The sequence below is a fragment of the Pseudomonas chlororaphis subsp. piscium genome (assembly GCF_003850345.1).
GTDB lineage: Bacteria > Pseudomonadota > Gammaproteobacteria > Pseudomonadales > Pseudomonadaceae > Aquipseudomonas > Aquipseudomonas piscium.
The window spans coordinates 6,327,492-6,351,752 of the sequence record NZ_CP027707.1; the positions used below are offsets into that span (position 1 = coordinate 6,327,492).

The following is a 24,261-nucleotide window of genomic DNA, read 5'->3' on the forward strand; positions in this document are numbered from 1 at the left end:
TATTAGAAGCGGTAGTGCGAGAAAGCCTTGTTGGCTTCAGCCATACGGTGTACGTCTTCACGCTTCTTAACTGCAGCACCTTTGCCTTCGGCAGCGTCCAGCAGTTCGCCAGCCAAGCGCAGAGCCATAGACTTCTCGCCGCGCTTACGGGCGAAGTCTACCAACCAGCGCATTGCCAGAGCGTTACGACGGGACGGACGAACTTCGACCGGAACCTGGTAAGTAGCACCGCCAACACGGCGCGACTTCACTTCGACCAGCGGAGCGATGGCGTCGAGAGCTTTCTCGAAGATTTCCAGGGGATCGCTGTTCTTGCGTTCTTTAACTTTTTCCAGCGCGCCATAAACGATACGCTCGGCAACGGCTTTCTTGCCGCTTTCCATTACGTGATTCATGAACTTGGCGAGGATCTGGCTTCCGTATTTCGGATCGTCCAGAATCTCACGTTTGGCTGCTACGCGACGTCTTGGCATGATAAGCCCTCAAACGGTCTTCAGGTTAGCTCGGGACAGTTGATCCAAAGGACTCGTGCCCGACCTTACTCTTATCGACTCAATAAAATAATTAACTGCAAAACGGCCGATTACTTCGGACGCTTGGTACCGTACTTCGAACGACCTTGGTTACGACCTTTAACGCCGGAGGTATCCAGGGAGCCGCGAACGGTGTGGTAACGAACACCTGGCAAGTCTTTTACACGACCGCCGCGGATCAGTACCACGCTGTGCTCTTGCAGGTTGTGGCCCTCACCACCGATGTACGAGGAAACCTCGAAACCGTTGGTCAGACGCACACGGCATACTTTACGCAGTGCCGAGTTAGGTTTTTTCGGCGTAGTGGTATACACGCGAGTGCACACGCCACGACGTTGCGGGCAGTTCTGCAGCGCAGGCACGTCGGATTTCTCGACGATACGCTTACGCGGCTGACGTACCAGCTGGTTGATAGTTGCCATCTACTAGCTCCACTGTTGTCTTTCGACATAAACAAAATGGCAGGGCGCAAGCCCCACCAAATTTAGGGGTACAAGAGTCTAAAGAGGATCTTGTCCCCAGTCAAGGCAAGGCCCCGGCCTCCCCGATCAGCGAACCCCGACAAAATCGTCTTGATTCGTGAGCGGAAAAGCCAGGGCCCTATCTCAATCTACTGCAGACCTCAGTTACCGCTGGAGTTCAGCGCTTCGGTCAGTGCAGCTTCAACTTCACTTGCGCTTACGCGCAGCGGCTTGTCGGCATCACGACGACGCTTACGCTCGCTGTGATACGCCAGGCCGGTACCAGCCGGGATCAGGCGACCCACGACCACGTTTTCTTTCAGGCCGCGCAGGTAATCGCGCTTGCCGGTTACCGCCGCTTCGGTCAGTACGCGAGTGGTCTCTTGGAAAGAGGCCGCCGAGATGAACGATTCGGTCGACAGCGACGCCTTGGTGATACCCAGCAGAACGCGGGTGAACTTGGCGACAAACTTGTCTTCGGTGTTCAGACGCTCGTTCTCTACCAGTACGTGAGTCAGTTCCATCTGGTCGCCCTTGATGAAACTGGAATCGCCGGATTCAGCGATCTCAACCTTACGCAACATCTGACGCAGGATGGTCTCGATGTGCTTGTCGTTGATTTTCACGCCTTGCAGACGGTAAACGTCCTGGATCTCGTTCACGATGTACTTGGCCAGCGCACTCACACCCAGCAGACGCAGGATGTCGTGTGGATCGCTTGGACCGTCGGAGATAACTTCGCCGCGGTTTACCTGTTCGCCTTCGAAGACGTTCAGGTGGCGCCACTTCGGAATCAGCTCTTCGTACGGATCGCTACCGTCGTTCGGGGTAATGACCAGACGGCGCTTGCCTTTGGTCTCTTTACCGAACGCGATGGTGCCGCTGACTTCAGCCAGGATCGAGGCTTCTTTCGGACGACGAGCTTCGAACAGGTCGGCAACACGCGGCAGACCACCGGTGATGTCACGAGTCTTCGAAGTTTCTTGCGGGATACGAGCGATAACGTCACCGATCGCGATCTTCGCGCCGTCCGCTACACCGACCAGGGCGTTAGCTGGCAGGAAGTACTGAGCGATTACGTCAGTGCCTGGCAGCAACAGATCCTTGCCGTTGTCGTCAACCATCTTCACGGCTGGACGGATGTCTTTGCCGGCAGCTGGACGATCTTTCGCGTCGAGCACTTCAATGTTGGTCATACCGGTCAATTCGTCAGTCTGACGCTTGATCGTGATGCCTTCTTCCATGCCCACGTAGGTCACGGTACCTTTCATTTCGGTAACGATTGGGTGAGTGTGCGGATCCCACTTGGCCACGATAGAGCCAGCGTCGACCTTGTCACCTTCTTTAACCGAAATCACGGCACCGTACGGCAGCTTGTAACGCTCGCGCTCACGACCGAAGTCGTCCGCGATCGCCAGCTCACCGGAACGGGACACAGCAACCAGGTGACCATCCACTCGCTCAACGTGCTTCAGGTTGTGCAGACGGACGGTACCGCCATTCTTCACCTGAACGCTGTCGGCCGCGGAGGTCCGGCTTGCCGCACCACCGATGTGGAACGTACGCATCGTCAACTGGGTACCCGGCTCACCGATGGACTGAGCAGCGATAACGCCGACCGCTTCACCGATGTTCACCTGGTGACCACGAGCCAGGTCGCGGCCGTAGCACTTGGCGCAAATGCCGTAGCGGGTTTCGCAGCTGATCGGCGAGCGTACGATCACTTCGTCGATACTGTTCAGCTCGATGAACTCGACCCACTTCTCGTCGACCAGAGTGCCGGCAGGAACGATGACGTCCTCGGTACCTGGCTTGAATACGTCACGGGCGATAACACGACCCAACACGCGCTCACCCAGCGGCTCAACAACGTCACCGCCTTCAATGTGCGGAGTCATCAGCAGGCCGTGCTCGGTGCCACAGTCGATCTCGGTTACAACCAGATCCTGCGCCACGTCTACCAGACGACGAGTCAGGTAACCGGAGTTCGCAGTTTTCAACGCGGTATCCGCCAGACCTTTACGAGCACCGTGAGTCGAGATGAAGTACTGGAGTACGCTCAGACCTTCACGGAAGTTCGCGGTAATCGGCGTTTCGATGATGGAACCGTCCGGCTTGGCCATCAGACCACGCATACCGGCCAGCTGACGAATCTGTGCTGCGGAACCCCGCGCACCCGAGTCGGCCATCATGTACATCGAGTTGAACGATTCTTGCTCGACTTCGTCGCCGTGACGGTCGATGACTTTCTCTTTCGAGAGGTTGGCCATCATCGCCTTGGAGACTTCATCGTTCGCTTTCGACCAAAGGTCGATCACTTTGTTGTACTTCTCGCCCTGGGTTACCAGGCCGGAGGCGTACTGGCTCTCGATTTCTTTCACTTCATCGGTAGCAGTACCGATGATGCGGGCTTTCTCGTCCGGGATAACGAAGTCGTTAACACCGATGGAAACGCCGGAAATGGTCGAGTAGGCAAAACCGGTGTACATCAACTGGTCAGCGAAGATCACAGTCTCTTTCAGACCAACCACGCGGTAGCACTGGTTGATCAGCTTGGAGATTGCCTTCTTCTTCATCGGCAGGTTGACGACGTCGTACGACAGACCTTTTGGCACAACCTGGAACAGCAGCGCACGGCCGACAGTGGTGTCGACGATACGAGTGTTGGTCACGCTGCCGCCATCACGATCGTTGACGGTTTCGGTGATCCGCACCTTGACCTTGGCATGCAGTGCGGCTTCACCGGCACGGAACACACGGTCAACTTCCTGCAGATCCGCGAACACACGACCTTCGCCCTTGGCGTTGATCGCTTCACGAGTCATGTAGTACAGGCCCAATACAACGTCCTGCGACGGAACGATGATTGGCTCACCGTTGGCTGGCGACAGGATGTTGTTGGTCGACATCATCAACGCACGCGCTTCCAGCTGGGCTTCCAGTGTCAGCGGTACGTGCACGGCCATTTGGTCGCCGTCGAAGTCGGCGTTGTACGCGGCACAGACCAGAGGGTGCAGCTGGATAGCCTTACCTTCGATCAGTACTGGTTCAAACGCCTGGATACCCAGACGGTGAAGGGTCGGTGCACGGTTGAGGAGCACTGGGTGTTCGCGAATCACTTCAGCGAGAACGTCCCAAACCTCTGGCAGCTCGCGCTCGACCATTTTCTTCGCGGCTTTGATGGTGGTGGCCAGGCCACGCATTTCCAACTTGCCGAAAATGAACGGTTTGAACAGCTCGAGAGCCATTTTCTTAGGCAGACCGCACTGGTGCAGACGCAGGGTCGGGCCTACGGTAATTACCGAACGGCCAGAGTAGTCAACACGCTTACCGAGCAAGTTCTGACGGAAACGACCCTGCTTACCCTTGATCATGTCGGCCAGGGATTTCAGAGGACGCTTGTTGGAACCGGTGATAGCGCGGCCACGACGACCGTTGTCGAGCAGTGCGTCGACAGCTTCCTGCAACATACGCTTTTCGTTGCGCACGATGATGTCCGGAGCGGACAGATCCAGCAGGCGCTTCAAACGGTTGTTACGGTTGATCACTCGACGATACAGATCGTTGAGGTCGGAAGTCGCGAAACGACCGCCATCCAGTGGGACCAGTGGACGCAGATCTGGCGGCAGAACCGGCAGAACGGTCAGCACCATCCACTCTGGCAGGTTGCCGGAGCCCTGGAAGGCTTCCATCAACTTCAGACGCTTGGACAGCTTCTTGATCTTGGTTTCCGAGTTGGTTTGCGGAATCTCTTCGCGCAGACGGCCAATCTCGTGTTCCAGGTCGATAGCGTGCAGCAGTTCGCGGACAGCCTCGGCACCCATGCGGGCGTCGAAGTCGTCACCGAACTCTTCCAGCGCTTCGAAATACTGCTCGTCGTTGAGCAGCTGGCCTTTTTCCAGAGTGGTCATGCCCGGATCGATAACGACGTAGCTCTCGAAGTAGAGAACACGCTCGATATCACGCAGGGTCATGTCCATCAGCAGGCCGATACGGGACGGCAGCGATTTCAGGAACCAGATGTGGGCAACCGGCGAAGCCAGTTCGATGTGCGCCATGCGCTCACGACGAACTTTGGCCAGTGCAACTTCAACGCCGCACTTCTCGCAGATCACACCACGATGCTTCAAGCGCTTGTACTTACCGCACAGGCACTCGTAATCCTTTACCGGGCCAAAGATCTTGGCGCAGAACAGGCCGTCACGCTCAGGCTTGAACGTACGGTAGTTGATGGTTTCCGGCTTTTTAACTTCACCGAACGACCACGAACGGATCATCTCAGGCGAGGCCAATCCGATACGGATGGCGTCGAACTCTTCGACTTGACCCTGGTTTTTCAGCAAATTCAGTAGGTCTTTCAAGGCCTTTCCTCCTGGCGGAGCAGAGAGCGGGCAATCCTGCCCCGCTCTCGATTCGCGTCACGTGTTATTCGGTTTCCAGATCGATATCGATGCCGAGGGAACGAATTTCTTTGATCAACACGTTGAAGGACTCGGGCATGCCCGGCTCCATACGGTGATCGCCGTCCACGATGTTTTTGTACATCTTGGTCCGACCGTTCACATCGTCCGACTTCACTGTGAGCATTTCTTGCAGAGTGTATGCAGCACCGTATGCTTCCAGTGCCCAGACCTCCATCTCCCCGAAACGCTGACCACCGAACTGCGCCTTACCACCCAGCGGCTGCTGGGTAACCAGGCTGTACGAACCGGTAGAACGAGCGTGCATCTTGTCGTCTACCAAGTGGTTCAGCTTCAGCATGTACATGTAGCCAACAGTAACCGGGCGCTCGAACTTGTTGCCGGTACGGCCGTCGGTCAGCTGCATCTGGCCGCTTTCTGGCAGGTCCGCCAGTTTCAGCATGGCCTTGATTTCGCTTTCCTTGGCACCGTCGAACACCGGAGTGGCCATCGGCACGCCGCCGCGCAGGTTTTTCGCCAGATCCAGGATTTCCTGATCGGAGAAGCTATCCAGATCTTCGTTACGACCACCGATCTGGTTGTAGATCTCGTCCAGGAACTTACGCAGTTCCGCGACCTTGCGCTGCTCTTCGACCATGCGGTTGATCTTCTCGCCCAGACCTTTGGCCGCGAGGCCCAGGTGGGTTTCGAGAATCTGACCAACGTTCATACGCGAAGGTACGCCCAACGGGTTGAGGACGACGTCGACCGGGGTGCCATTGGCATCGTGCGGCATGTCTTCAACCGGCATGATCACGGAGACCACACCCTTGTTACCGTGACGACCGGCCATCTTGTCGCCCGGCTGGATGCGACGACGGATTGCCAGGTAAACCTTGACGATTTTCAGCACGCCTGGAGCCAGGTCATCGCCCTGCTGCAGCTTGCGCTTCTTGTCTTCGAACTTGTCGTCCAGCAGACGGCGGCGATCAACGATGTAGGCCTGGGCCTTCTCGAGCTGCTCGTTCAGAGCATCTTCAGCCATGCGCAGCTTGAACCACTGACCATGCTCAAGACCGTCGAGTACTTCGTCGGTGATTTCCTGACCTTTCTTCAGACCGGCGCCGCCTTCGGCTTTGTGGCCGACCAGAGCGGAACGCAGACGTTCGAAAGTGGCGCCTTCAACGATACGGAACTCTTCGTTCAGGTCCTTGCGGATCTCGTCGAGCTGGCTCTTCTCGATCGACAGGGCACGAGCGTCACGCTCTACGCCGTCACGAGTGAAGACCTGTACGTCGATGACAGTACCCTTGGTACCGGTAGGTACACGCAGGGAGGTGTCTTTAACGTCGCTGGCTTTTTCACCGAAGATTGCACGCAGCAGTTTTTCTTCCGGAGTCAGCTGGGTCTCGCCTTTCGGAGTGACCTTACCGACCAGGATGTCGCCTGCGCCAACTTCAGCACCTACATAAACGATACCGGCTTCGTCCAGCTTGTTCAGTGCAGCCTCACCCACGTTCGGGATGTCCGCAGTGATTTCCTCTGGGCCAAGCTTGGTGTCACGGGCCACACAGGTCAGTTCCTGGATGTGGATCGTGGTGAAGCGGTCTTCCTGAACCACACGCTCGGACAGGCAGATGGAGTCTTCGAAGTTGAAGCCGTTCCATGCCATGAACGCGATGCGCATGTTCTGACCCAGAGCCAGCTCACCCATGTCGGTGGACGGACCGTCGGCCATGATGTCGCTGCGCTGAACCCGATCACCCTTGCTCACCAGCGGACGCTGGTTGATGCAGGTGTTCTGGTTGGAGCGGGTGTATTTGGTCAGGTTGTAGATGTCGACACCGGCTTCGCCTGGTTCAACTTCGTCATCTGCAACACGAACCACGATACGGCTGGCGTCAACCGAGTCGATCACGCCGCCACGGCGAGCCACAACGCAAACGCCGGAGTCACGGGCAACGTTACGCTCCATGCCGGTACCTACCAGCGGCTTGTCGGCACGCAGGGTTGGTACAGCCTGACGCTGCATGTTCGAACCCATCAACGCACGGTTGGCGTCGTCGTGCTCGAGGAACGGAATCAGCGACGCTGCAACCGAAACTACCTGCTTCGGCGAAACGTCCATCAAGGTGACGTCTTCTGGCGCCTTGACGGTGAATTCGTTCAGGTGACGAACAGCCACCAGTTCGTCGATCAGCTGACCTTTGTCGTTCATGGTCGCCGAAGCCTGGGCGATCACGTGATCGGCCTCTTCGATAGCGGACAGGAACACGATCTCGTCGGTCACCAGACCTTCTTTCACCACGCGGTACGGGCTCTCGAGGAAGCCGTACTGGTTGGTGCGAGCATAGGCAGCCAGGGAGTTGATCAGACCGATGTTCGGACCTTCCGGCGTCTCGATCGGGCATACACGACCGTAGTGAGTCGGGTGTACGTCACGAACTTCGAAGCCTGCGCGCTCACGAGTCAGACCGCCTGGGCCGAGTGCGGAGACACGACGCTTGTGGGTAATCTCGGACAGCGGGTTGTTCTGGTCCATGAACTGGGACAGCTGGCTGGAACCGAAGAACTCCTTCACCGCCGCAGCCACTGGCTTGGCGTTGATCAAGTCTTGCGGCATCAGGCCTTCGCTTTCAGCCATCGACAGACGCTCTTTGACCGCGCGCTCTACACGCACCAGGCCAACGCGGAACTGGTTCTCGGCCATCTCGCCTACACAGCGAACACGACGGTTACCCAGGTGGTCGATGTCATCGACGATGCCTTTGCCGTTACGGATGTCGACCAGAGTCTTCAGAACCGCAACGATGTCTTCCTTGCACAACACGCCCGAACCTTCGATCTCGGTACGACCGATACGACGGTTGAACTTCATCCGGCCGACCGCAGACAGGTCATAACGCTCAGGGCTGAAGAACAGGTTGTTGAACAGGGTCTCGGCCGCATCCTTGGTTGGAGGCTCGCCAGGACGCATCATGCGATAGATCTCGACCAACGCTTCCAGCTGGTTGGTGGTGGAGTCGATCTTCAGAGTGTCGGAAACGAACGGACCGCAATCGATATCGTTGGTGTACAGCGTTTCGATGCGCACAACCTGAGCCTTGGCGATCTTCGCCAGGATCTCTGTGTTCAGCTCGGTGTTGCACTCTGCCAGGATTTCGCCGGTGGCCGGATGCACGATGACCTTCGCGGTAGTACGACCCAGGACGTAGTCCAGAGGCACTTCCAGCTCTTTGATCCCGGCTTTTTCCAGCTGGTTGATGTGGCGAGCGGTAATACGACGACCCTGCTCGACAATAACCTTGCCTTTGTCATCCTGAATATCGAGGACTGCAATTTCACCACGCAGGCGCTGAGGTACCAGTTCCAGGCTCAGGTTTTCGCCGCGCACATGGAATACGTTGGTGGTGTAGAAAGCATCCAGCACTTCTTCAGTGGTGTAGCCCAGCGCACGCAGCAGTACCGATGCAGGCAGCTTGCGACGACGGTCGATACGCACGAATACGCAGTCTTTCGGGTCGAACTCGAAGTCCAACCAGGAACCGCGATAAGGAATGATGCGTGCGGAGTACAGCAGCTTACCGGAGCTGTGCGTCTTGCCACGGTCGTGGTCGAAGAATACGCCAGGGGAACGGTGCAGCTGGGAAACGATTACACGCTCGGTACCGTTGATTACGAAGGTACCGTTCTCAGTCATCAGGGGGATTTCACCCATGTAGACTTCTTGCTCTTTGATGTCCTTGATCGCTTTGTTCGACGATTCTTTGTCGAAAATGATCAGACGAACTTTTACCCGCAAAGGTACGGCGTAAGTTACACCGCGCAGCACGCATTCTTTGACATCAAATGCCGGTTCGCCCAGGCGATAACCGACATACTCCAACGCAGCATTGCCGGAGTAGCTGATGATCGGGAAAACGGATTTGAAGGCCGCATGCAGGCCCACGTCGCGGAACTGATCTTTAGTCGCTCCCGCTTGCAAGAATTCACGATACGAATCCAGCTGGATGGCCAGGAGGTACGGCACATCCATGACGTCCGGCAACTTGCTAAAGTCCTTGCGGATACGTTTTTTCTCAGTATATGAGTAAGCCATCAGCGTTCCCCAGCTTGGTCACCTGCTTATTTGGCCCCTCCCGACGGGAGCAGCCAGAAAATCGTGCAAACCCTTTGGTTTGCGCCACCGCACAGGGTGGTTACAGCACGTTAGAAGCACCGACCCAGTCGGCTGCCAATAACGGAAAAAGGCCGGTGGCAAGAGCCACCAGCCATCAGCCTCAGCTTAACGCTTGGGCTGGAGACACAAAGTCGATGCTTACTTCAGCTCGACTTTAGCGCCTGCTTCTTCCAGAGCTGCTTTGGCTTTGTCAGCGGCTTCTTTAGCAACGCCTTCCAGAACCATGGCAGGAGCGCCGTCAACTACAGCCTTGGCTTCTTTCAGGCCCAGACCGGTCAGTTCACGTACAGCCTTGATCACGTTAACTTTCTTCTCGCCAGCTTCGGTCAGCATGACGTTGAATTCAGTTTGCTCTTCAACAACAGCGGCAGCAGCAGCTGGACCAGCAGCGGCAACAGCAGCGGTAACGCCGAAGGTTTCTTCCATTGCTTTGATCAGCTCAACAACTTCCAGAACGGTTTTCTGGCCGATTGCTTCGATGATTTGCTCGTTAGTCAGAGACATGACTATAAATTCCTGTATTGGGGTGACAGCCTACGCAGCCATCAAATTAAACATATGATTTTGAAAGGGCTTGCAGTGCCTTAGGCAGCAGCAGCTTCTTTCTGGTCGCGAATGGCCGCCAGAGTACGAGCCAGCTTGCTGGTAGCGCCTTGGATCACGCTCATCAGCTTCGCAATAGCTTCGTCGCGAGTTGGCAGCGAAGCCAACACGTCGATCTCGTTTGCTGCGAGGTACTTGCCCTCGAACGCAGCTGCCTTGATCTCGAACTTTTCCTGACCCTTTGCGAACTCTTTGAAAATACGAGCAGCAGCGCCCGGATGTTCCTTGGAGAATGCAATCAGGGTAGGGCCGACGAACGCGTCGTTGAGCACGTCATATTGAGTGCCTTCAACAGCGCGCTTGAGCAGGGTGTTACGTACGACACGTACATACACGCCAGCTTCGCGGGCCTCTTTACGGAGTCCGGTCATAGCGCCTACTGTCACACCACGGGCATCAGCCACGACAGCGGACAGAGCGCCTTTGGCAGCCTCGTTGACTTCAGCGACGATGGCCTTCTTGTCTTCGAGTTTAATTGCCACGGGTTTAACTCCTGCTTGTTACCGTTTCATCCAACCGAGGTCGGATGTCGTTTTGGTGTCTGATTCGGTAAGGAACCGGGAGCACCATCTGCGTAGGCTTGTGGTTTAAGACTTGCGTCGCCTACGGTCTTGGATAGCCCCCGCCAGGCAGGGACCCCAATCTTTCAATTGACGCAATCTCTTGCGTCAACCTGTGTCTTATACGTCCAGCGAACCTTGGTCGATGACCAGACCTGGGCCCATAGTGGTGCTCAGGGTAACGCGCTTGACGTAGATACCTTTCGAGGAAGCTGGCTTGATACGCTTCAGATCAGCGATCAGGGCTTCAACGTTTTCCTTCAGCTTGACGGCGTCGAAGCCGACCTTGCCAACGGAGGTGTGGATAATGCCGTTTTTGTCGGTGCGATAACGAACCTGACCAGCCTTGGCGTTTTTAACAGCGCCAGCTACGTCTGGAGTTACGGTACCAACCTTAGGGTTAGGCATCAGGCCACGTGGACCGAGGATCTGGCCCAGCTGACCTACAACGCGCATTGCATCCGGGGAAGCAATAACTACGTCATAGTTCAGGTCGCCGCCTTTCATTTCGGCAGCCAGGTCGTCCATACCTACGCGATCAGCGCCGGCAGCCAAGGCAGCTTCAGCAGCTGGGCCTTGGGTGAACACAGCTACACGCACAGTCTTGCCAGTGCCGTGTGGCAGCACGGTAGCGCTGCGAACAACCTGGTCGGATTTACGTGGGTCAACGCCCAGGTTTACAGCGACGTCAACAGACTCGCTGAACTTGACGGTCGACAGCTCGGTCAGGAGAGCAGCTGCGTCTACGAAGCTGTAGGCCTTGCCCGCTTCAATCTTGCCGGCGATAGCCTTTTGGCGCTTGGTCAGCTTAGCCATTACACACCCTCCACGTTAAGGCCCATGCTACGAGCAGAACCGGCGATAGTACGCACGGCTGCATCCATATCAGCTGCAGTCAGATCCGCGTTTTTGGTTTTCGCGATTTCTTCCAGCTGAGCACGGGTAACGGTGCCAACCTTAACGGTGTTCGGACGAGCGGAACCGCTGGTCAGGCCAGCAGCTTTCTTCAGCAGAACCGAAGCAGGGGTGCTCTTAGTTTCGAAAGTGAAGCTGCGGTCACTGTAAACAGTGATGATCACAGGAGTCGGCAGACCTGGCTCAAGACCCTGGGTACGGGCGTTGAAGGCCTTGCAGAATTCCATGATGTTCACGCCGTGCTGACCCAGAGCTGGACCGACGGGTGGACTTGGGTTGGCCTGTGCGGCCTTCACTTGCAGCTTGATGTAAGCAGTAATCTTCTTAGCCATGAGGCACTCCAATTACGGGTTCAAACGCCTAGAAAGGCTCCCCGGTTACTTGCGCGTTTATCCCAGTGACGACAAAACCCCACAGCCTTGGGCTGCGGGGTATGGGATTCTCGTTCAGTTATGCCTTTTCGACCTGACTGAACTCTAGCTCTACCGGAGTAGAGCGACCGAAAATGAGCACAGCCACTTGGATCCGGCTCTTTTCGTAGTTAACTTCTTCGACGGTGCCGTTAAAGTCAGCGAACGGACCATCGGTAACACGAACAACCTCACCCGGCTCGAACAGAGTCTTGGGCTTAGGCTTGTCACTACCATCAGCGACACGACGCAGAATGGCTTCCGCCTCTTTGTCCGTGATTGGTGCAGGCTTGTCGGCAGTACCACCGATGAAACCCATCACCCGAGGAGTATCCTTGACCAAGTGCCAAGTACCCTCGTTCATATCCATCTGAACCAGCACATAACCTGGGAAGAATTTGCGCTCGCTTTTACGTTTCTGGCCATTACGCATCTCAACCACTTCTTCAGTGGGAACCAGAATTTCGCCAAAGCCATCTTCCATGCCAGCCAGCTTTACGCGCTCGATCAACGAACGCATTACATGCTTCTCGTAACCCGAGTAAGCATGCACAACGTACCAACGCTTAGCCACGGGACACCCTTAGCCAACAATCAAGGAAACAAGCCAGCCGAGCAGGGAGTCAAGCCCCCACAACAGCAACGCCATAACCAGAACAACAGCCACTACGATCAACGTGGTCTGCGTGGTTTCTTGGCGAGTTGGCCATACGACTTTACGAATCTCGGTGCGAGCTTCCTTAACCAGTACAAAGAAAGACTTGCCCTTGGCAGTCTGCAGGCCTACAAAGGCAGCTACAGCAGCAATAGCAAGCAAAGCGAGTACACGGTACAGGATCGGCGAAGCAGAGTAATACTGATTACCGACAACGCCAACGACCACCAAAGCAACTACTACAAGCCACTTGAGCAGATCGAAGCGAGAGCCTTGAGCTTCAGCTTTAGGAGTCATCTATGAAGATCCTGTGAAAAGAAAGCCAGACACACTGAGTGAATCTGGCAGGTCAGGAGGGAATCGAACCCCCAACCTACGGTTTTGGAGACCGTCGCTCTGCCAATTGAGCTACTGACCTAAAAACAAAATCAGGCCGACCATTATGCCGGCCCGATGGAGATATATCAAGAACTTACTCGATGACTTTGGCTACGACGCCAGCGCCGACGGTACGACCGCCTTCACGAATAGCGAAACGCAGACCATCTTCCATCGCGATGGTTTTGATCAGAGTGACAGTCATCTGGATGTTGTCACCTGGCATTACCATTTCAACGCCTTCTGGCAGCTCGCAGTTACCAGTCACGTCAGTAGTACGGAAGTAGAACTGAGGACGGTAGCCTTTGAAGAACGGAGTATGACGACCGCCTTCTTCTTTGCTCAGAACGTACACTTCAGCGGTGAACTTGGTGTGCGGCTTAACAGTACCCGGCTTAACCAGAACCTGGCCACGCTCAACGTCGTCACGCTTGGTGCCACGCAGCAGAACGCCGCAGTTCTCGCCAGCACGACCTTCGTCGAGCAGTTTGCGGAACATTTCAACGCCGGTGCAGGTAGTTTTCTGAGTATCGCGCAGACCAACGATCTCAACTTCTTCCTGGATGCGAACGATACCACGCTCAACACGGCCAGTTACCACGGTGCCACGACCAGAGATCGAGAATACGTCTTCGATAGGCATCAGGAACGGCTTGTCGATAGCACGCTCTGGCTCTGGGATGTAGGTATCCAGAGTTTCTACCAGCTTCTTAACAGCGGTAGTGCCCATTTCGTTGTCGTCTTGGCCGTTCAGAGCCATCAGAGCCGAACCGATGATGATTGGAGTGTCATCACCTGGGAAGTCGTAAGTGCTCAGCAGATCGCGCACTTCCATCTCAACCAGCTCCAGCAGCTCAGCGTCGTCAACCATGTCAGCCTTGTTCAGGAAGACAACGATGTACGGAACGCCTACCTGACGGGACAGCAGGATGTGCTCGCGAGTTTGCGGCATCGGACCATCGGCAGCCGAGCAAACCAGGATCGCGCCGTCCATCTGAGCAGCACCAGTGATCATGTTTTTGACGTAGTCAGCGTGACCTGGGCAGTCAACGTGCGCGTAGTGACGAATGTTCGAGTCGTACTCTACGTGCGCGGTGTTGATGGTGATACCACGAGCTTTTTCTTCTGGGGCGCTGTCGATCTTGTCGAAGTCAACACGAGCCGAACCGAAAACCTCGGAGCAGACGCGAGTCAGAGCAGCAGTCAGAGTGGTTTTACCGTGATCAACGTGACCAATGGTACCAACGTTGACGTGCGGCTTATTACGTTCGAACTTTTCCTTAGCCATCGAAATCACCCCTAGGAGAAGAATTGAGCAAGTCACACAAGCCATTAAAACAAAGGCAGATATTTTCATATCTGCCTTGCTATATGGAGCTCTTGAGCGGATTTGAACCGCTGACCTCACCCTTACCAAGGGTGTGCTCTACCAACTGAGCTACAAGAGCGAAACACTTTGCACAACCTGCAAACTTGGAGCGGGTAGCGGGAATCGAACCCGCATCATCAGCTTGGAAGGCTGAGGTTCTACCACTAAACTATACCCGCGGAGCTTGCAGCTCACGCTAAAATCTGGTGGAGGGGGAAGGATTCGAACCTTCGAAGTCGTAGACGTCAGATTTACAGTCTGATCCCTTTGGCCGCTCGGGAACCCCTCCTAAGCGAGGCAGCATTCTATACTATGCCACCCTTCTGTCAAGCATTTTCTCATTAAAAACCTGAGGTTAGCTGCGTTGACCTCGCCTCGCTGCGTCTACCTCTAGAGGTCTTCACTGCGGAGCGGGCGCCATTCTATGCAAACTATTCGACAGTTGCAATGCCTTCGCATGACATTATTTTATGTTTTAACTCATTGAATTCTTTAGCAAGATTCTGCAACAGTGAATCATCCAGCAAATGCTTGCTTTCAGGCGCCACACGCAACCAATAACCTGAAGCATCGGGCCGACTCAAAGATTTCAGCTGAGCCTCCACACCCAATGCCGACAGGCGCTGCTCGAGCATTTGAGCCTGATCACGACGAGCAAGACCACCTATATATAGGCAATCACCGTGAGCATCACCCTCCTTGTCACGCCTGGTGACTGCGTCAGACGACTCACTCAACAAGCGAATATCCTGCTGGGACCCTTTATAAAGCGTCAGAGGTGTTACTTCCTTGGCACGCAAAGGCGCCTCCTGCTGATGCCAGACGTAATAGAACACATTGAGAACCAGAAGCAGCAGGAACAACCAGCGCATAAAAACCTCAGGACAATGGGCACGCCATAGCCAATCCAACAAAAACCAGATCCGGGACCACCCGCCCCTGCGGCACGACACCAGAAACCAGGTCAGCATCACCACCCGTGAGGAACACCACGAAATCATCCCCCCAATAGTCGCGCGCCAGCTCCAGCTGAGTCAGCACAAACCCTCTCAGCATCAATGAGCAGCCACGCTCTACCGCCTCAACTGTTGTACGCCCCGGCAACAGATTGACCAGCGCGCGCTCGGCAGACAAATCGTCATAACGAATTCGACGAGTGTGGGTCCTCAGCTGATTACGCATCAACGGCATCCCTGGACAGATAAAACCACCCAGGTGCTCACCATCCGCCGCAATGAAGTCCGCAGTAACGGCCGTTCCAAAATCGAGCACCAGACAGGCACCAGCCGCGAGGCGAAATCCTCCCAGCATGGCAAGCCAGCGATCCAGGCCAAGTCGCTCAAACTCCTCATAGCCATTTCGTACGCCGGCCATTTCTTTCGCAGGCGCAGCACAGACCACCGCCACGCCAAAAGCCTGTACCAACATGGAAGTAAGCTTGTTCGTTTCTTCGGCCGTGCGCACGCTGACCAAGCGGCAGCGGGTCAAGACCAAACTGCTTAGCGCATGCAGATGCCCCACCAAAGCGTCATCGGAATCAACCACACCCTCAGCAAATACCCCAAGCGCGGCATTATCCAGAACACGCCATTTAATGAAGCTGTTTCCACAGTCGAGCTCAAGAATCATCACGCAACCTCAAGCTGAGCTCACCACCGCTGTAGACCTTCTCAACCCCATCTACCTTCAATCGCAACGCACCCTGCTGATCGATGCCCATAACAACACCGTCTATTTTATTGACCCCAGCAATCAGAGACACCGCACTACCTTGCCACAAGTGATTCTGCTCCCACTCCTCTTGAATAGAGGAAAAGCCCTGGGCCTGGTGGCGCTCCAGGTAAGCCTTCAGCATCATACTCAGCCGAGCGACCAACTGGTTGCGATCAACCTGCTTGCCGGACTCAAGCCGCACAGAAGTCCACTGCTGATCAACCTCGTCGGTTTTCTGCATGTTGACGTTGATGCCTACACCCAGAACCACATGACAGACATCAGCAGGATCCCCAACCAACTCCAACAGGATGCCGGCAATTTTTTTGCGCCCTACCAAAACATCGTTTGGCCACTTCAGGCCCGCATCAGCAATCCCAAACTCGCGTAAGGTTTGCATGACCGCCAGCCCGACCACCAAGCTGAGCCCTTCAAGCTGGCGCATTCCACCATCAATACGCAGTACGAGGCTGTAATAAACATTTTCTGCAAAAGGGCTCGCCCATTTGCGCCCTCTCCGACCACGCCCCGCCGTCTGACGCTCTGAGAGCACCAGGAACGGCGCGGGCACGCCACGCCCGACAACCCTTAGAGCTTCAGCATTTGTAGAGTCAACAGAATCGAAAGCCAGCACAGTCCAAGGGCAATCCTTTGACTGCTCGTAAATATCGGCGGAGCTCAAGAGCGTCAGCGGAGCCGCCAGTTGATAACCGCGGCCGCGAACTTTATGGATAGAGAGCCCCAGATCAGCCTCCAATTGCTGCAACTGCTTCCACACGGCACTGCGGCTAATACCCAAGGCGGCACCAAGGGCCTGGCCCGAGTGAAACCGCCCATCCTTCAGAAGCTCCAACAATGTCAGCATGCAGATCTCGCCTCACAATGAGGCAGGCATGATAGCCATGCCTAAGGCTGTTGCATAGAAAGCGTGACAGACACAATCAAGCAGCTAGCGGTTGCAATTCGGAATGGTTTTTCTGCGCGCAAAAAAAACCCCAATTGCTTTCGCAATTGGGGTTTCGGAATTTAATCTTGACGATGACCTACTCTCACATGGGGAAACCCCACACTACCATCGGCGATGCATCGTTTCACTACTGAGTTCGGGATGGGATCAGGTGGTTCCAATGCTCTATGGTCGTCAAGAAATTCGGTGTGCCGATTCGTCTTTCGACGCTTCAGCAAATTGGGTATGCGATAGTTTGTGTGTTTTCTCGAACTTTCGGTTCGTTTCGTCTTCACACACCGCAACTTGCTTCTAAGCAAATTGCTTGGGTGTTATATGGTCAAGCCTCACGGGCAATTAGTATTGGTTAGCTCAACGCCTCACAGCGCTTACACACCCAACCTATCAACGTCGTAGTCTTCGACGGCCCTTCAGGGAACTCAAGGTTCCAGTGAGATCTCATCTTGAGGCAAGTTTCCCGCTTAGATGCTTTCAGCGGTTATCTTTTCCGAACATAGCTACCCGGCAATGCCACTGGCGTGACAACCGGAACACCAGAGGTTCGTCCACTCCGGTCCTCTCGTACTAGGAGCAGCCCCTCTCAAATCTCAAACGTCCACGGCAGATAGGGACCGAACTGTCTCACGACGTTCTAAACCCAGCTCGCGTACCACTTTAAATGGCGAACAGCCATACCCTTGGGACCGGCTTCAGCCCCAGGATGTGATGAGCCGACATCGAGGTGCCAAACACCGCCGTCGATATGAACTCTTGGGCGGTATCAGCCTGTTATCCCCGGAGTACCTTTTATCCGTTGAGCGATGGCCCTTCCATACAGAACCACCGGATCACTAAGACCTACTTTCGTACCTGCTCGACGTGTCTGTCTCGCAGTCAAGCGCGCTTTTGCCTTTATACTCTACGACCGATTTCCGACCGGTCTGAGCGCACCTTCGTACTCCTCCGTTACTCTTTAGGAGGAGACCGCCCCAGTCAAACTACCCACCATACACTGTCCTCGATCCGGATAACGGACCTGAGTTAGAACCTCAAAGTTGCCAGGGTGGTATTTCAAGGATGGCTCCACGCGAACTGGCGTCCACGCTTCAAAGCCTCCCACCTATCCTACACAAGCAAATTCAAAGTCCAGTGCAAAGCTATAGTAAAGGTTCACGGGGTCTTTCCGTCTAGCCGCGGATACACTGCATCTTCACAGCGATTTCAATTTCACTGAGTCTCGGGTGGAGACAGCGCCGCCATCGTTACGCCATTCGTGCAGGTCGGAACTTACCCGACAAGGAATTTCGCTACCTTAGGACCGTTATAGTTACGGCCGCCGTTTACCGGGGCTTCGATCAAGAGCTTCGCGTTAGCTAACCCCATCAATTAACCTTCCGGCACCGGGCAGGCGTCACACCCTATACGTCCACTTTCGTGTTTGCAGAGTGCTGTGTTTTTAATAAACAGTCGCAGCGGCCTGGTATCTTCGACCGGCATGGGCTTACGGAGCAAGTCCTTCACCCTCACCGGCGCACCTTCTCCCGAAGTTACGGTGCCATTTTGCCTAGTTCCTTCACCCGAGTTCTCTCAAGCGCCTTGGTATTCTCTACCCAACCACCTGTGTCGGTTTGGGGTACGGTTCCTAGTTATCTGAAGCTTAGAAGCTTTTCTTGGAAGCATGGCATCAACCACTTCGTCACCTAAAAGGTAACTCGTCATCAGCTCTCGGCCTTAGAATCCCGGATTTACCTAAGATTCCAGCCTACCACCTTAAACTTGGACAACCAACGCCAAGCTGGCCTAGCCTTCTCCGTCCCTCCATCGCAATAACTAGAAGTACAGGAATATTAACCTGTTTTCCATCGACTACGCTTTTCAGCCTCGCCTTAGGGACCGACTAACCCTGCGTCGATTAACGTTGCGCAGGAAACCTTGGTCTTTCGGCGTGGGTGTTTTTCACACCCATTGTCGTTACTCATGTCAGCATTCGCACTTCTGATACCTCCAGCAAGCTTCTCAACTCACCTTCACAGGCTTACAGAACGCTCCTCTACCGCATCACTTACGTGATACCCGTAGCTTCGGTGTATGGTTTGAGCCCCGTTACATCTTCCGCGCAGGCCGACTCGACTAGTGAGCTATTACGCTTTCTTTAAAGGGTGGCTGCTTCTAAGCCAACCTCCTAGCTGTCTAAGCCTTCCCACATCGTTTCCCACTTAACCATAACTTTGGGACCTTAGCTGACGGTCTGGGTTGTTTCCCTTTTCACGACGGACGTTAGCACCCGCCGTGTGTCTCCCATGCTCGGCACTTGTAGGTATTCGGAGTTTGCATCGGTTTGGTAAGTCGGGATGACCCCCTAGCCGAAACAGTGCTCTACCCCCTACAGTGATACATGAGGCGCTACCTAAATAGCTTTCGAGGAGAACCAGCTATCTCCGAGCTTGATTAGCCTTTCACTCCGATCCACAGGTCATCCGCTAACTTTTCAACGGTAGTCGGTTCGGTCCTCCAGTCAGTGTTACCTAACCTTCAACCTGCCCATGGATAGATCGCCCGGTTTCGGGTCTATACCCAGCGACTAAACGCCCTATTAAGACTCGCTTTCGCTACGCCTCCCCTATTCGGTTAAGCTCGCCACTGAATATAAGTCGCTGACCCATTATACAAAAGGTACGCAGTCACAGAACAAAGTCTGCTCCCACTGCTTGTACGCATACGGTTTCAGGATCTATTTCACTCCCCTCTCCGGGGTTCTTTTCGCCTTTCCCTCACGGTACTAGTTCACTATCGGTCAGTCAGTAGTATTTAGCCTTGGAGGATGGTCCCCCCATATTCAGACAAAGTTTCTCGTGCTCCGTCCTACTCGATTTCATGACTAAGAGATTTTCGCGTACAGGGCTATCACCCACTATGGCCGCACTTTCCAGAGCGTTCCGCTAATCTCAAAGCCACTTAAGGGCTAGTCCCCGTTCGCTCGCCACTACTAAGGGAATCTCGGTTGATTTCTTTTCCTCAGGGTACTTAGATGTTTCAGTTCCCCTGGTTCGCCTCTTGCACCTATGTATTCAGTACAAGATAACCATCTTATGATGGCTGGGTTCCCCCATTCAGACATCTCCGGATCAAAGTCTGTTTGCCGACTCCCCGAAGCTTTTCGCAGGCTACCACGTCTTTCATCGCCTCTGACTGCCAAGGCATCCACCGTATGCGCTTCTTCACTTGACCATATAACCCCAAGCAATCTGGTTATACTATGAAGACGACATTCGCCGAAAATTCGCGATTAAACTCACAAATTTTACCTTAGCCTGAATAAACACCAGTGAAAGTGCTATCCAGTCTATCTTTCTATCACATACCCAAATTTTTAAAGAACGATTCTGATAAAGATCAGAAATCAACATTCATCGCCGTTTTGGCGGAATGCTCATTTCTAAGCTTTAAACGATGGAGACCAATCTGTAATGGTGGAGCCAAGCGGGATCGAACCGCTGACCTCCTGCGTGCAAGGCAGGCGCTCTCCCAGCTGAGCTATGGCCCCGTATCGCTACAGGGTGCACCAGTAATTGGTGGGTCTGGGCAGATTCGAACTGCCGACCTCACCCTTATCAGGGGTGCGCTCTAACCAACTGAGCTACAGACCCAATCGTCTTCTTCAATGAATCAAGCAATTCGTGTGGGAGCTTATGAAGCAGCTGATGTCGTCGATTAAGGAGGTGATCCAGCCGCAGGTTCCCCTACGGCTACCTTGTTACGACTTCACCCCAGTCATGAATCACACCGTGGTAACCGTCCTCCCGAAGGTTAGACTAGCTACTTCTGGTGCAACCCACTCCCATGGTGTGACGGGCGGTGTGTACAAGGCCCGGGAACGTATTCACCGCGACATTCTGATTCGCGATTACTAGCGATTCCGACTTCACGCAGTCGAGTTGCAGACTGCGATCCGGACTACGATCGGTTTTATGGGATTAGCTCCACCTCGCGGCTTGGCAACCCTCTGTACCGACCATTGTAGCACGTGTGTAGCCCAGGCCGTAAGGGCCATGATGACTTGACGTCATCCCCACCTTCCTCCGGTTTGTCACCGGCAGTCTCCTTAGAGTGCCCACCATTACGTGCTGGTAACTAAGGACAAGGGTTGCGCTCGTTACGGGACTTAACCCAACATCTCACGACACGAGCTGACGACAGCCATGCAGCACCTGTCTCAATGTTCCCGAAGGCACCAATCCATCTCTGGAAAGTTCATTGGATGTCAAGGCCTGGTAAGGTTCTTCGCGTTGCTTCGAATTAAACCACATGCTCCACCGCTTGTGCGGGCCCCCGTCAATTCATTTGAGTTTTAACCTTGCGGCCGTACTCCCCAGGCGGTCAACTTAATGCGTTAGCTGCGCCACTAAGAGCTCAAGGCTCCCAACGGCTAGTTGACATCGTTTACGGCGTGGACTACCAGGGTATCTAATCCTGTTTGCTCCCCACGCTTTCGCACCTCAGTGTCAGTATCAGTCCAGGTGGTCGCCTTCGCCACTGGTGTTCCTTCCTATATCTACGCATTTCACCGCTACACAGGAAATTCCACCACCCTCTACCATACTCTAGCTCGCCAGTTTTGGATGCAGTTCCCAGGTTGAGCCCGGGGATTTCACATTCAACTTAACGAACCACCTACGCGCGCTTTACGCCCAGTAATTCCGATTAACGCTTGCACCCTCTGTATTACCGCGGCTGCTGGCACAGAGTTAGCCGGTGCTTATTCTGTCGGTAACGTCAAAATACTCACGTATTAGGTAAGTACCCTTCCTCCCAACTTAAAGTGCTTTACAATCCGAAGACCTTCTTCACACACGCGGCATGGCTGGATCAGGCTTTCGCCCATTGTCCAATATTCCCCACTGCTGCCTCCCGTAGGAGTCTGGACCGTGTCTCAGTTCCAGTGTGACTGATCATCCTCTCAGACCAGTTACGGATCGTCGCCTTGGTGAGCCATTACCTCACCAACTAGCTAATCCGACCTAGGCTCATCTGATAGCGCAAGGCCCGAAGGTCCCCTGCTTTCTCCCGTAGGACGTATGCGGTATTAGCGTCCGTTTCCGAACGTTATCCCCCACTACCAGGCAGATTCCTAGGCATTACTCACCCGTCCGCCGCTCTCAAGAGAAGCAAGCTCCTCTCTACCGCTCGACTTGCATGTGTTAGGCCTGCCGCCAGCGTTCAATCTGAGCCATGATCAAACTCTTCAGTTCAAACATCTTTGGGTTTTGAGAAAACCCTAAACTTGGCTCAGCAATCGTTGGTTACATCTTTGATTTCTCGCGGAGTAACTTGTGATGCTGATAATCTTTCTGACTATCAGTCTGACTCCACAAGCACCCACACGAATTGCTTGATTCAGTTGTTAAAGAGCGGTTGGTTAAGCCTTTCGTCTCAACCGAGGCGCGCATTCTACAGCAGCCTCTGCATCTGTCAAGCGGTTATTTTAAGAAGTTTTCAAAGTTTCCTTTGCAACTTCAACCACTTGCGCTTCCGATCTCTCGTCAGCGGGAGGCGAATTCTACAGCGTTACACGCTGCTGTCAACACCTCTTTTTCTCCGCTTTCGACCGAGAAGATCGAATCGTTAATAAGGCGAAAACAAGACACCTTACCAACTCCTTCGGACTTCGATGAACTGAAGCGTAACCGCTGTCGAAAACTGCGTAACTCATTGAATCTCAAGGAGTTTTCCGTTTCGACTGCGCCGGAAGTGGGGCGAATTATAGAGAGATATAATTCGCCGTCAACACCTATTTTCAGTTTTATTCGGATTTAAGCGTAATACGTGCAAAAGCCTTCTTTCCGGCCTGGCAAACATGAGTCGAGCCGATTGCCCATATAAAGGTACGCTCAACCACTTCACCATCTACACGCACACCACCCGAGCCGAGCAGGTCGCGCGCCATTGCCGAGTTCTTTACCAAGCCTGCCTTATTAAGGACAGCCGCGATTGGCATATCTTCAGCAGCAGCCAGCTCGATCTCAGGCAGATCATCCGGCAGCTCACCATCCTTCATGCGGTTACCCGCAGCACGATGAGCATTCGCCGCCGCCTCTTCACCATGGAAGCGCGCAACAATCTCTTCCGCCAGCTTGATCTTGATATCCCGTGGATTAGCACCCGCCTCGACATCCGCCTTAAAGGAAAGGATCTCATCCATGGAACGGAAGCTCAGCAGCTCGAAGTAACGCCACATCAAGACATCCGGAATGGAAACCAGCTTGCCGTACATGACACCTGGTGCTTCCTGGATACCTACGTAGTTACCCAACGACTTGGACATCTTCTTGACGCCATCCAACCCCTCGAGCAACGGCATTGTCAGAATGCACTGAGCTTCCTGACCATAACCGCGCTGCAGCTCGCGCCCCATCAACAGGTTGAACTTCTGATCAGTACCGCCCAGCTCCACATCGGCGCGCAGCGCCACCGAGTCATAACCCTGAACCAGCGGATAGAGGAACTCGTGAATGGCAATTGGCTGGTTGGTAGAGTAGCGCTTGTTGAAGTCGTCACGCTCGAGCATGCGGGCAACGGTGTACTGGGAAGTCAGACGAATGAAGTCTGCAGGCCCCATCTTGTCCATCCAGGTGGAATTGAAGGCCACCTCGGTTTTCGCCGGGTCGAGAATCTTGAACACCTGACTCTTGTAAGTCTCGGCATTCTCGAGCACCTGCTCGCGAGTCAGCGGCGGACGGGTTGCGCTCTTGCCGCTCGGATCACCGATCATCCCGGTGAAGTCGCCGATCAGGAAGATTACCTGGTGCCCCAGATCCTGGAACTGGCGCAGCTTATTAATAAGCACGGTATGACCCAGGTGCAAATCCGGCGCCGTTGGGTCGAAGCCAGCCTTAATACGCAGCGGCTGGCCGCGCTTGAGCTTTTCGATCAGCTCGGACTCGACCAACAACTCTTCTGCACCACGTTTGATCAGCGCTAGCTGCTCTTCAACCGACTTCATAACAGACCCGCAAGGCTCAGATTCAAAGGGAACCAACCATACAAGATCAGCGCCCAATTACAAGTTTTGCCCGGCGTACGGATGGCTTTCCACGAACAGGACGTCCGCAGGCTTGCTTAACAGATGATTTGGTTATAT

Annotated in this window: 15 protein-coding genes, 6 tRNA genes and 3 rRNA genes; all 24 read right to left on the reverse strand. The window is 54.4% G+C overall.

The window, feature by feature from the left end; genetic code table 11:
* Positions 1 to 2: 2 nt before the first annotated feature.
* Positions 3 to 473 carry a 30S ribosomal protein S7 gene (rpsG, locus tag C4K38_RS28820; protein WP_007925959.1) on the reverse strand — a complete coding sequence of 157 codons (471 nt, stop codon included), beginning with the start codon at positions 471 to 473 and terminating at the stop codon, positions 3 to 5.
* Between the two features lie 110 nt (positions 474 to 583).
* Entirely contained in the window at positions 584 to 955 is a 372-nt protein-coding gene (gene rpsL / locus C4K38_RS28825; protein ID WP_003186084.1) for a 30S ribosomal protein S12, read from the reverse strand.
* Positions 956 to 1,155: 200 nt separating this feature from the next.
* The gene (rpoC, locus tag C4K38_RS28830; protein ID WP_053281132.1) at positions 1,156 to 5,355 is read right to left on the reverse strand and encodes a DNA-directed RNA polymerase subunit beta'; all 4,200 of its coding nucleotides are present in this window, start codon (positions 5,353 to 5,355) and stop codon (positions 1,156 to 1,158) included.
* Positions 5,356 to 5,419: 64 nt separating this feature from the next.
* Positions 5,420 to 9,493, reverse strand: coding sequence for a DNA-directed RNA polymerase subunit beta (gene rpoB, locus C4K38_RS28835; protein WP_053281133.1), 4,074 nt, complete (start codon positions 9,491 to 9,493; stop codon positions 5,420 to 5,422).
* A gap of 219 nt (positions 9,494 to 9,712) precedes the next feature.
* Complete coding sequence (rplL, locus tag C4K38_RS28840) at positions 9,713 to 10,078, reverse strand: 50S ribosomal protein L7/L12 (protein ID WP_007925956.1); 366 nt, start codon at positions 10,076 to 10,078, stop codon at positions 9,713 to 9,715.
* A gap of 80 nt (positions 10,079 to 10,158) precedes the next feature.
* Positions 10,159 to 10,659: a 50S ribosomal protein L10 gene (gene rplJ / locus C4K38_RS28845; RefSeq protein WP_007925954.1), complete on the reverse strand. Its 501-nt coding sequence runs from the start codon at positions 10,657 to 10,659 to the stop codon at positions 10,159 to 10,161.
* 198 nt (positions 10,660 to 10,857) lie between these two features.
* Positions 10,858 to 11,553 (reverse strand): 50S ribosomal protein L1, encoded by a 696-nt coding sequence (rplA, locus tag C4K38_RS28850; protein WP_007925952.1) that lies wholly within the window; start codon positions 11,551 to 11,553, stop codon positions 10,858 to 10,860.
* Complete coding sequence (gene rplK, locus C4K38_RS28855) at positions 11,553 to 11,984, reverse strand: 50S ribosomal protein L11 (protein ID WP_003176435.1); 432 nt, start codon at positions 11,982 to 11,984, stop codon at positions 11,553 to 11,555. Before rplK ends, rplA begins: the two co-directional genes overlap by 1 nt.
* A 118-nt stretch (positions 11,985 to 12,102) precedes the next feature.
* Positions 12,103 to 12,636: a transcription termination/antitermination protein NusG gene (gene nusG, locus C4K38_RS28860; RefSeq protein ID WP_002555501.1), complete on the reverse strand. Its 534-nt coding sequence runs from the start codon at positions 12,634 to 12,636 to the stop codon at positions 12,103 to 12,105.
* Between the two features lie 9 nt (positions 12,637 to 12,645).
* Positions 12,646 to 13,014, reverse strand: coding sequence for a preprotein translocase subunit SecE (gene secE / locus C4K38_RS28865; RefSeq protein WP_009045851.1), 369 nt, complete (start codon positions 13,012 to 13,014; stop codon positions 12,646 to 12,648).
* A 45-nt stretch (positions 13,015 to 13,059) separates the two neighbouring features.
* Positions 13,060 to 13,135, reverse strand: a tRNA-Trp gene (locus C4K38_RS28870).
* Between the two features lie 54 nt (positions 13,136 to 13,189).
* Positions 13,190 to 14,383, reverse strand: a complete 1,194-nt coding sequence (gene tuf / locus C4K38_RS28875) for an elongation factor Tu (protein WP_007924207.1) — start codon at positions 14,381 to 14,383, stop codon at positions 13,190 to 13,192.
* A gap of 84 nt (positions 14,384 to 14,467) precedes the next feature.
* Positions 14,468 to 14,543, reverse strand: a tRNA-Thr gene (locus C4K38_RS28880).
* 26 nt (positions 14,544 to 14,569) lie between these two features.
* A tRNA-Gly gene (locus C4K38_RS28885) sits at positions 14,570 to 14,643 on the reverse strand.
* A gap of 25 nt (positions 14,644 to 14,668) precedes the next feature.
* Positions 14,669 to 14,753 (reverse strand) — tRNA-Tyr (locus tag C4K38_RS28890).
* Positions 14,754 to 14,895: 142 nt separating this feature from the next.
* Positions 14,896 to 15,336, reverse strand: coding sequence for a hypothetical protein (locus tag C4K38_RS28895; protein ID WP_053281134.1), 441 nt, complete (start codon positions 15,334 to 15,336; stop codon positions 14,896 to 14,898).
* Positions 15,337 to 15,343: 7 nt separating this feature from the next.
* Complete coding sequence (locus C4K38_RS28900; RefSeq protein WP_053281135.1) at positions 15,344 to 16,093, reverse strand: pantothenate kinase; 750 nt, start codon at positions 16,091 to 16,093, stop codon at positions 15,344 to 15,346.
* Positions 16,083 to 17,042 carry a bifunctional biotin--[acetyl-CoA-carboxylase] ligase/biotin operon repressor BirA gene (birA, locus tag C4K38_RS28905; RefSeq protein ID WP_053281136.1) on the reverse strand — a complete coding sequence of 320 codons (960 nt, stop codon included), beginning with the start codon at positions 17,040 to 17,042 and terminating at the stop codon, positions 16,083 to 16,085. The genes C4K38_RS28900 and birA overlap by 11 nt, the downstream gene beginning before the upstream one ends.
* Positions 17,043 to 17,207: 165 nt before the next feature.
* A 5S ribosomal RNA gene (rrf, locus tag C4K38_RS28910) occupies positions 17,208 to 17,323 on the reverse strand.
* Between the two features lie 136 nt (positions 17,324 to 17,459).
* Positions 17,460 to 20,351, reverse strand: a 23S ribosomal RNA gene (locus tag C4K38_RS28915).
* A 240-nt stretch (positions 20,352 to 20,591) separates the two neighbouring features.
* Positions 20,592 to 20,667: transfer RNA gene (locus C4K38_RS28920), tRNA-Ala, on the reverse strand.
* A 26-nt stretch (positions 20,668 to 20,693) separates the two neighbouring features.
* Positions 20,694 to 20,770: transfer RNA gene (locus tag C4K38_RS28925), tRNA-Ile, on the reverse strand.
* 65 nt (positions 20,771 to 20,835) lie between these two features.
* Positions 20,836 to 22,372: ribosomal RNA gene (locus C4K38_RS28930) — 16S ribosomal RNA — on the reverse strand.
* Together the 16S, 23S and 5S rRNA genes with 2 tRNA genes alongside form the textbook arrangement of a ribosomal RNA operon.
* A gap of 551 nt (positions 22,373 to 22,923) precedes the next feature.
* Positions 22,924 to 24,123 carry a tyrosine--tRNA ligase gene (tyrS, locus tag C4K38_RS28940; RefSeq protein ID WP_053279607.1) on the reverse strand — a complete coding sequence of 400 codons (1,200 nt, stop codon included), beginning with the start codon at positions 24,121 to 24,123 and terminating at the stop codon, positions 22,924 to 22,926.
* Between the last annotated feature and the right edge of the window lie 138 nt (positions 24,124 to 24,261).